This window comes from Streptomyces sp. NPDC023723 (genome assembly GCF_040639815.1).
In the GTDB taxonomy this organism is placed as follows: domain Bacteria; phylum Actinomycetota; class Actinomycetes; order Streptomycetales; family Streptomycetaceae; genus Streptomyces.
This window is the reverse complement of record NZ_JBFAAP010000103.1, coordinates 1-7775: the sequence shown is the minus strand read 5'-3', so window position 1 is coordinate 7775 and position 7775 is coordinate 1. Positions and strand designations below refer to the sequence as shown.

Here is a 7775-nt window from a genome sequence, read left to right as displayed (position 1 = left end):
TATCTCGTCGGGGGGGGGGGTGTGGTTGCTCTTCTCCTCTGACCCTACCACACCAAACCCCAGCCCCCCCCCCCCGCCGGCCTCTCCAGTCGGTGCCCGGCTGGGGGCCGCGCTGACCGTCGCCCGCAACCGCGCCCCCGCGCGGCGCGCCTCACTGGTCGTGGCCGCCACCATGGCCGGCCATACCGCTGGGCGGAGGAGCCGCCCCCCTCCTGGCGGTCCCGGTGCCGGGAGCACGGCCACCAGCACCGCGGGGCCCTTCGGCGGTGCCGCGGCGCTCCGCCTCGCCGCCGTCACCGGCCTGCTCCTGGCCGGCCGGGCCCGCGAGCCCGGCGTGTTCCAGCCCGCCGGACGGCGGCCGGCTGCCCGACGGGGGGTACGCCGGCGCCCGCCCGGGGAGCCGGAGTGCCGGACCCGGCCCCGCGTACTCGGCCGGTGCCCCGTCAGGAGCGGGGCGCCGGCCGGTCCCGGCACTGCCGCAGCGCCGCCTCGGTGTCGATGACCGGGTTGAGGCGCTTCAGGCACCGGACGGCGAGTTCCGCCTTGCCGCGGAATCGGCAGGTGGGCATCACCACCGCCACGGCCTGCAGAGCGCCGGTCGGCCCGGGCATGCCGGTGGAGACCGCGCAGATGCCGAGATCGTGCTCCTCGATGTCGATCGCGATGCCCGAGCGGCGCGTCTCGTCGAGGCCGGCCAGGACCGCCGCCCGGTCGGTCACGGTCCGCTCCGTGTACCGCTCCAGCCGCCGCGGCAGCAGCCGCTCCACCCGGTCGTCGGGCAACTGCGCGAGCAGTGCCCAGCCGATGCAACTGGCGTGCAGGGAGAAGCTCCGGCCGACCTTGGTGACCCCCTTCAGCCGTTCGGCCGAGGCGATCTGGTCGGCGACCACGACCTCGCGCCCGCTGAACACGGCCAGCTCCACGTTCTCGTTCACCTCCCGCGCCAGGGAGGCGAGCCGGCCCCGGTTGGCCGCCAGCAGCGCCAGGTGCGCGTTCATCCCGAACTTCAGCAGACCGGGCCCGAGCACGTACCCCGGCCCCTCCGCCGCGCCGACGACGTACAGCTCGTGTTCGAGGGCCTGGATCAGCCGGTGCACGGTGGAACGCGGCAGACCGGTGCGGGCCGCGAGATCGCTCAGGGTGAGCGGGCCGCGGCTCTCGGCGAGGACGTCGAGGACGGCGGTGGCCCGGCCGATGTCCGTCATCCCCGGCCCTCCGTCCAGGTCCGGGTGACGGTCAGGGCGGCCACCTCCCACTCCGGCTCCCGCACCACCATCTCGTACTCGCCCAGCGTGTGCGGGCGGGGCACGGGATCGAGCAGCCACCTCGTGTAGTGGGCGCGCGCCACCCAGACCCCCGCCCGGCCCGTTGGCAGCACCACCAGGTTGGACACGTCGTGCCGGTGCGGTACGGGGGAGGCCCACAGCCGGGTGAAGAACTGCCGGGCCCCGGCGGGCTCTTCGTAACCGTCGGCGGGGAACCGCACCTGCGCCCGGCCCAGCAGCGCGACGGCGGCCGGCACGTCCTTGCGGTCGGCGATGTCCGTGTAGGTGTGCAGCAGGTTGGCGATCAGGTGCCGGGCACTCGCCGCCGGCGTGGGCGCCGCGCTCATCGGCGCTCCCGCTGCCACTGGCGCACGTACGCCCGCCCGTAGTCGTTGCCGTGCGGGGTGCGCAGCACCGTGTGGACGTGGAACGGGCGGGGCGTGTCGTAGTCGAGGAAGACGCCGCAGTGGTGGTCCAGTTCGGCGCAGAGCACGGGGGACTGGACGCGGTAGTAGAAGACGTCACCGGGCTGGTGGCCGCCGATCCAGCAGAACCAGGTCTCGTCGAGACACTCGCGGATCTCACGCAGCCGGGCGGCCCGCGGCCCCTGGGGGAGCGGCAGCACGAACTCCCGGGCGATGCGCATGACCAGCTCGCGGGCCTCGGCCGACAGCGCGTCGGCGCGTACGCCCTCGAAGGGGATGCGCCGGTTGTCCTGGAAGGCGCCGGCGAGATGCCGCTCGTCACCGGGGTGCACCCGGCCCGGGGGCATCGCGGGGTCGACCATCCGCCGGTACACCGTGGCGGCCTGCCGCTGATCGGGGGTGAGGGCGGCCATCAGCGCCGTCCCCAGGGAGATCCGCTCGGTGAAGGCGGACAGCCCGGCGTGCGGGCCCGCGTCGATCTCGTTCGGCTCGGCGCCCAGGAACAGCGGGCTGAGCACCATGCGGCCCTCGACCACCAGGCAGCTCAGCGCGCAGTGATGCCCGTAGAGCTGCCAGCCCCAGGGCGCCCGCGGGTCCGGGTCGCCGTAGAGCGCGATGTTGTAGCTGAACTCGTTGAGGAGTGTCTCGAGACCGACCACCTCGCCGAGGAAGCCGTTGATCAGCATCATGCCGTGCGCCAGTTCGTACCCCTCGGGGCTGAGCGAGGCCGCCATCAGGGCGAGTGCCTTGGCCCGCACCTCGGCGGACTGGAACTCCAGGCGCAGCCCGGTGTCGAACTGCATGAACTCCGGGTTGGCCCAGGTCTGCCACTCGGGCGCGTCGACCGCGTGGCGGATCCCGCGCCGGCCCTCGTCGTCGAGCGCGCCGAGCAGTTCCCGGGCGGCGGCCACCATGGCGGCCACCGGTGCCTCCTCCCCGGCCCGGGCGGGCGTGAAGGGGTGTGCGTCCGTCCGCAGCGTGCCGTCCTCGGTGATGCCCCGGAAGGCGTCCAGGTACAGCGGCCGCCAGCCTTCGACCAGGCCGCCGGTGAAGGTGCCCGGCCGCTGGGCGAACTCCCGGTAGGTGTAGGGGTCCATGCCCTTCAGCTCGGCGATGCGCGGATGGTCCGGCGGATACAGGTACCGGCGGAACTCGGCGGACGACATGGGCGGCCCTTCCCGTGGTCAGACAGTGGTGTTGTGCCGGGCGACCGCGGCGCGCACCGCCGCCTCGTCCCCGGCGGCGATGGCGTCGACCAGCTCGGCGTGGATGGCGAGCCGCTCGGCGCGGTACGCGGAGAACGCCGGCTCGCTGTCGGCCGGCCGGGACGTCGTACCGCTGAGGTGACCGAGCGTCCCCGTGTAGACGGCGGCGGCCATCCGGTTCGGGCAGACGGCGGCGATCCGCTCGTGCAGCGCCCAGTTGGCCCGCAGGAACCCGTCCCAGTCGGCCGCGGCGCGCATCCGCTCCAGGTGGACGCGCAACTGGGCGACGTCCGCGTCGGTGCGGCAGCGGGCGGCGCCGACGTCGACCAGGACCTCCAGATGATCGCGGAGTTCGATGGCGTCCGCGACGGTGGCGGGCTCGTCCGGGACGTCGAGCAGGGTGTGGCGCAGTCGCACCACCGGTCCGCGGTCGGCGACGAAGAGCCCGCCGCCGCGTCCGGGGCGGATCTCCAGCACCCCGCGGTCCCGCAGCAGCCGGACCGCCTCGCTGACCGTGGAGTACGCGAAGCCGGTCTCCGCGCGCAGCGAGTCCAGGGTGCCCACCGCGGCACCGGCCGGCAGACCGCCGGCGCGGATACGGGCGTCCAGCGCCTCGGCCAGTCGCTCCGCGCGGGTCCGCGCGCCCTGGGAACGGGACCCGAGGGGCACCGGTCGGCGCCCGTCCTGCGGCCCGGAGCCTTGTCCACCGTCGTTGGTCTCAGGCATAGTCGCCATCGAAGCATAAACCTCCGAACCTTTAAAGGGTTTGGTTCTCGGGAAGGGCACAGCGGATGCGCGTAGTGGGAATCCGGGCACGGGACGGGCGGATCAACGTCGGTGAGCTGTCCTGCGACGGACGTGAGGTGCAGGTGCTGGCGGCCCTGGACGACTTCTGGGCCGACGCGGCCGGCCATCTCGCCCGCGCGAACGACGGGCCCATCGTCGCGGTGACCCGGGCGGACCTGGTTCCGCCGGTGCTGCCGGACGCCCGGGTGATCTGCGTCGGCCTCAACTACCTCAAGCACGTCGCCGAGGGTTCGTTCCGCGCCCAGGAACTCCCGCCGTACCCGACCCTGTTCGCCCGCTGGACCCGCTCGCTCACCGTGGACGGCGCCGAAGTGCCGGTGCCCGCCGGCGAGGACGGGCTCGACTGGGAGGGCGAGGTCGTCGCCTGGGTCGGCGCGCCGCTCGTGGACGCCTCACCCGAGGAAGCACTGGCCGCGGTGGTCGGCTACTCGGCCTTCAACGACCTCACCTCCCGACGCGCGCAGAAACTCACCTCGCAGTGGATCCTCGGCAAGAACGGCGACCGGTCCGGGCCGCTCGGCCCGCTGGTCCCCGCCGCCGAGGTGGGCGACCTGCGCGACGGACTGCGGGTGCGCACCTACGTCAACGGCGAGACCGTCCAGGACGGCAGCACCGCCGAGATGGTCTACGGCGTCGGCGACACCCTCGCCCACATCTCCCGCACCCTCACCCTGCGGCCGGGCGACCTGCTGGCCACCGGCACCCCCTCGGGCGTCGGCTACGCCCGCACCCCGCCCTGGCTGCTCCAGCCGGGCGACGTCGTCGAGGTGGACGTGGAACGCGTCGGCAGCGTCCGCAACACCGTGGTCTCCAACGAGGCACGCCGGGCCGCCGCGCACGGGTGACGCCCCGCCGGGCGCGGTGACCGTCACCGCCCGCCGGTCCAGCGGCGATGGGCGGCCGGGTCGACGTTGCCGCCGCACACGACGGTCGCCACGTGCCGGCCCGCGAAGCGGTCACGGTCCTCCAGGACCGCCGCGATGCCGAGCGCGGCCGAGGGCTCGGCGACGAGCCCCGCGCGGTCCAGGAGCAGCCGCATCCCGGTGACGATCGACGCCTCCGTGACCAGCACGGCGTCGTCGGCGACCACCAGGAGGTCGGCCAGCACGGCCGGAATCGGACACCGGCCGGCCACACCGTCGGCGATGGTGCGGGTGGTGCCGGTCGTCACGACCCGCCGCTCGCGCCAGGAGAGGGTCAGCGCCGGCGCGCCCAGCGGCTGGACGCAGATCACCTCGACGCCGGGCGCCATCTCCTTCAGCACATGTCCGATCCCGGTGGCCAGCGCCCCGCCGCCCAGAGCGATCAGGACCGCGTCGAACGACGGCGACGCGTCCACCAGTTCCAGGCCGATGGTCGCCGCGCCCTCGCAGGTCTCCAGGTCCAGGCTGTCCTCCAGCAGCCGGATGCCGTCGGACCGCGCGATCGCCGCCGCCCGCCGCCGGGCCGTCTCGTGGTCGCCGTCCACCAGCTCCAGCCGGGCGCCCAGCGCGCGGACGCGGTCCAGCTTGGCCGCGGTCGCGAAACGCGATGCCACCACGGTCACGTCGAGCCCCCGCCGGCGCCCGGACCAGGCCAGCGCTTGGCCCAGGTTGCCCGCGCTGGCGCACACCACGGCGGGCCGGCCCTGGCCGGCGAGCCGGGTCGCGGCCACCTCGGTGCCGCGGGCCTTGAAACTGCGCACCGGATTCGCCGTCTCGAGCTTGACGCTCACCGCACACCCCAGCTCGGGCTCCAGCGCCTCGCAGCGGTACAGCGGAGTGTCGCGGAAGACCGGGGCGATCAGCCGGCGCGCGGCGCGGATCCGGGCGGTGTCGAGACGCGTCTTCGGCATGGCACGGCAGCGTAGCGCCGCCGGGTCAGCCTTCGGGGCTGATGAGCAGCAGGGCGATGTCGTCGCCGGGGCTGGGGGCGTGCCGCACCATGGAGTCGGCCATCACGTCGAGGTCGGTGGGATCGGCCTGTTCCAGCAGACCGGCCAGGGCCTCGGTCGCGTCGTCGGGGTCGACCCCCGGAGCCTCGACGAGTCCGTCGGTGTAGAGGGCGAGCACGCAGCCCGGCGGCAGGGCGAACTCCCGGGTCGGGTACAGCGAGTCGGGCTCGACCCCGAGCAGCAGACCCGGGGGCACCCGCAGGAGTTCGGTGCGTCCGTCGGTGTGGCGCAGCAGCGGCGGCGGATGCCCGGCGGTGGCCAGGCAGGCCCGGTGGGCGGCGAGATCCAGGTGGACGTAGACACAGCTGGTGAACAGGCCCGGATCGAGGTCGGTGAGCAGCCGGTTGGTGCCCGCCAGCACGCTGTCGGGGGAGGCGCCCACGGTGGCGTGGGCATGCACGGCGGTGCGCACCTGCCCCATCAGGGCGGCGGCGTCGACGTTGTGGCCCTGCACGTCGCCGATGGTGGCGCCGGCGGTGCGCGCGTCGAGCCGGATCAGGTCGTAGAAGTCGCCGCCGACCCCCAGCCCCCGGGCGGCCGGAAGGTAGCGGGCGGCGACCCGGAGGCCGGGGACCCGGGGCAGGGTGTGCGGCAGCAGGCCGGACTGGAGGCGGTGGGCGAGGTGGTATTTGGCGTCGTAGAGCCGGGCGCGGTCCAGGGCCTGGCCGACCAGCCCGGCCAGCGACATCAGCACCGCGCGTTCGCCGGGCGGGAAGACGCGGGGCCGCCGGTAGGCGAGCAGGAGGGAGCCGATGGGACGGCCGGACGCGATCAGCGGGAGGAAGGCCCACGACGCCATTCCGTCCTCGTGCGCGGTGTGCGGGTAGGGCCCCCACAGCTCCTCGATGCTCGCGAAGAACTCCGGCACCCCGGTGGCCAGCACCCGGGCACCGGGGATGTCGGCGCCCAGCGGCACGGCGTCGAAGCGGTCCACCACGCCGGGACGGTAGCCGCGGTGCCCGAGGATCCGCAGCCGCCCCTCCTCGGCGGTCATCAGCACCATCGCCTGCGCGCCCAGCGCGGGCAGCAACTGGTCGGCGGTCTGCTCGACCACGTCCTGCACCCCGACGGCCTCGGTGAGGGTGGAGGCCAGATGCATCAGGTGGTACAGCACGGTGGCCCGGCTGGGACCCGCGGTCGTCACCGGCCGCGAGGCGGCCACGTCCCGCGCCGGACCACCGCGGGTGATGCGGACGCTGATGCCGGACGGATCCGGGTACAGCTCGAAGGACAGCCAGGCGTCGGGCGGGCGCAGGACGGTGAACGCCTGTGGCTGACGGCTGACCAGCGCGGCCCGGTAGCGGTCCTCCACCTGGGGGACGTCCATCCACGGCAGTGCCTCCCAGGGCAGGGCGCCGACCAGGTCGGCGGGATCGCCGCCGAGGAGTTCGGCGGCGGCCGGGGTGACGAAGGTGATCCGGCCCTGGATGTCCAGCGCACAGGATCCGCCCGGCAGCCGGTCGAGGAAGGCCGCGACGGCGACGGCCTCGGCGGGGGAGGGGACCCGCCCGGCCGGCGGCGGCAGCATCCTGGGCGGGTCGGCGGGCAGCAGCGGCTCACCGCGCTCCGCGGCCTGCCGCAGGAGCTCCCCCAGGCGGTGACCACCGGTCCGGACGGCGGTCCGCTCGTCCCGGCTCAGCCGCGGCGGGTGGTCTCCCGACCAGAGCAGCACCAGCCCGCCCCGGATCTCGTCGCCGGCGACGACCGCGGTGGCGGCCAGCGCGAACTCGTACGGCAGGACGAGCGCGGGCCGGGGGTAGTGGCGGGCCATCTCCTCCTGACCGCCGAGCCACACCAGGCGCCGTTCGCGTACCGCGTCCGCCACCGGCATGGGGTCGGTCAGCGCCACCCGGCGCCACGGAGTGGTGATCTCCCGCGGCGCTCCCGCCACCAGCGCCAGCCACAGCGCCTCCCCGTCCGGGGCCGGCACGTACAGCAGCCCGCCGTACGCGCCGCTCTCCGCGAGCACGGCCGCCAACGCCTCGTCCATCAGTTCCCCGCCCACACCCGCACCCGCTTCTGCGGCCAGGCATCGGCCCGCGCGGGCCCGCCCGGCCGGGCGACGGCCGGGGCCGCGGGCACGAAAGATCGGAGCAGCACACGGAAGAAAACCAGTCACCAACAGGCGTATCGGGTATTG

Annotated in this window: 7 protein-coding genes; 1 reads left to right on the top strand and 6 read right to left on the bottom strand. The window is 74.7% G+C overall.

The features are described from left to right. Positions 1 to 443: 443 nt before the first annotated feature. Genes AB0G32_RS39830 through AB0G32_RS39815 form a run of 4 tightly spaced genes read right to left on the bottom strand, consistent with a single transcriptional unit; the run spans position 444 to position 3621 of the window. Positions 444 to 1205, bottom strand: coding sequence for an IclR family transcriptional regulator (locus AB0G32_RS39830; RefSeq protein WP_361175784.1), 762 nt, complete (start codon positions 1203 to 1205; stop codon positions 444 to 446). Further along, the gene (locus AB0G32_RS39825) at positions 1202 to 1612 is read right to left on the bottom strand and encodes a hypothetical protein (protein ID WP_361175781.1); all 411 of its coding nucleotides are present in this window, start codon (positions 1610 to 1612) and stop codon (positions 1202 to 1204) included. Before AB0G32_RS39825 ends, AB0G32_RS39830 begins: the two co-directional genes overlap by 4 nt. Then, positions 1609 to 2856, bottom strand: a complete 1248-nt coding sequence (locus AB0G32_RS39820) for a DUF3500 domain-containing protein (protein WP_361175778.1) — start codon at positions 2854 to 2856, stop codon at positions 1609 to 1611. Before AB0G32_RS39820 ends, AB0G32_RS39825 begins: the two co-directional genes overlap by 4 nt. A gap of 18 nt (positions 2857 to 2874) precedes the next feature. Beyond that, the gene (locus AB0G32_RS39815) at positions 2875 to 3621 is read right to left on the bottom strand and encodes an FCD domain-containing protein (protein ID WP_361175775.1); all 747 of its coding nucleotides are present in this window, start codon (positions 3619 to 3621) and stop codon (positions 2875 to 2877) included. Between the two features lie 65 nt (positions 3622 to 3686). Here AB0G32_RS39815 and AB0G32_RS39810 point away from each other — a divergent pair, with 65 nt between their 5' ends. Continuing rightward, complete coding sequence (locus AB0G32_RS39810; RefSeq protein ID WP_361175772.1) at positions 3687 to 4547, top strand: fumarylacetoacetate hydrolase family protein; 861 nt, start codon at positions 3687 to 3689, stop codon at positions 4545 to 4547. A gap of 23 nt (positions 4548 to 4570) precedes the next feature. Here the strand turns inward: AB0G32_RS39810 and AB0G32_RS39805 are convergent, their stop codons facing one another. Then, complete coding sequence (locus tag AB0G32_RS39805; protein ID WP_361175769.1) at positions 4571 to 5536, bottom strand: pyridoxal-phosphate dependent enzyme; 966 nt, start codon at positions 5534 to 5536, stop codon at positions 4571 to 4573. A gap of 25 nt (positions 5537 to 5561) precedes the next feature. Then, positions 5562 to 7625, bottom strand: a complete 2064-nt coding sequence (locus AB0G32_RS39800; protein WP_361175790.1) for a SpoIIE family protein phosphatase — start codon at positions 7623 to 7625, stop codon at positions 5562 to 5564. Between the last annotated feature and the right edge of the window lie 150 nt (positions 7626 to 7775).

Coding starts and splice junctions, on each gene's coding strand:
- AB0G32_RS39825 (WP_361175781.1), bottom strand. CDS start 1,612: ATGAGCGCGGCGCCCACGCCGGCGGCGAGTGCCCGGCACCTGATCGCC.
- AB0G32_RS39810 (WP_361175772.1), top strand. CDS start 3,687: ATGCGCGTAGTGGGAATCCGGGCACGGGACGGGCGGATCAACGTCGGT.
- AB0G32_RS39805 (WP_361175769.1), bottom strand. CDS start 5,536: ATGCCGAAGACGCGTCTCGACACCGCCCGGATCCGCGCCGCGCGCCGG.
- AB0G32_RS39800 (WP_361175790.1), bottom strand. CDS start 7,625: ATGGACGAGGCGTTGGCGGCCGTGCTCGCGGAGAGCGGCGCGTACGGC.
- AB0G32_RS39830 (WP_361175784.1), bottom strand. CDS start 1,205: ATGACGGACATCGGCCGGGCCACCGCCGTCCTCGACGTCCTCGCCGAG.
- AB0G32_RS39815 (WP_361175775.1), bottom strand. CDS start 3,621: ATGCCTGAGACCAACGACGGTGGACAAGGCTCCGGGCCGCAGGACGGG.
- AB0G32_RS39820 (WP_361175778.1), bottom strand. CDS start 2,856: ATGTCGTCCGCCGAGTTCCGCCGGTACCTGTATCCGCCGGACCATCCG.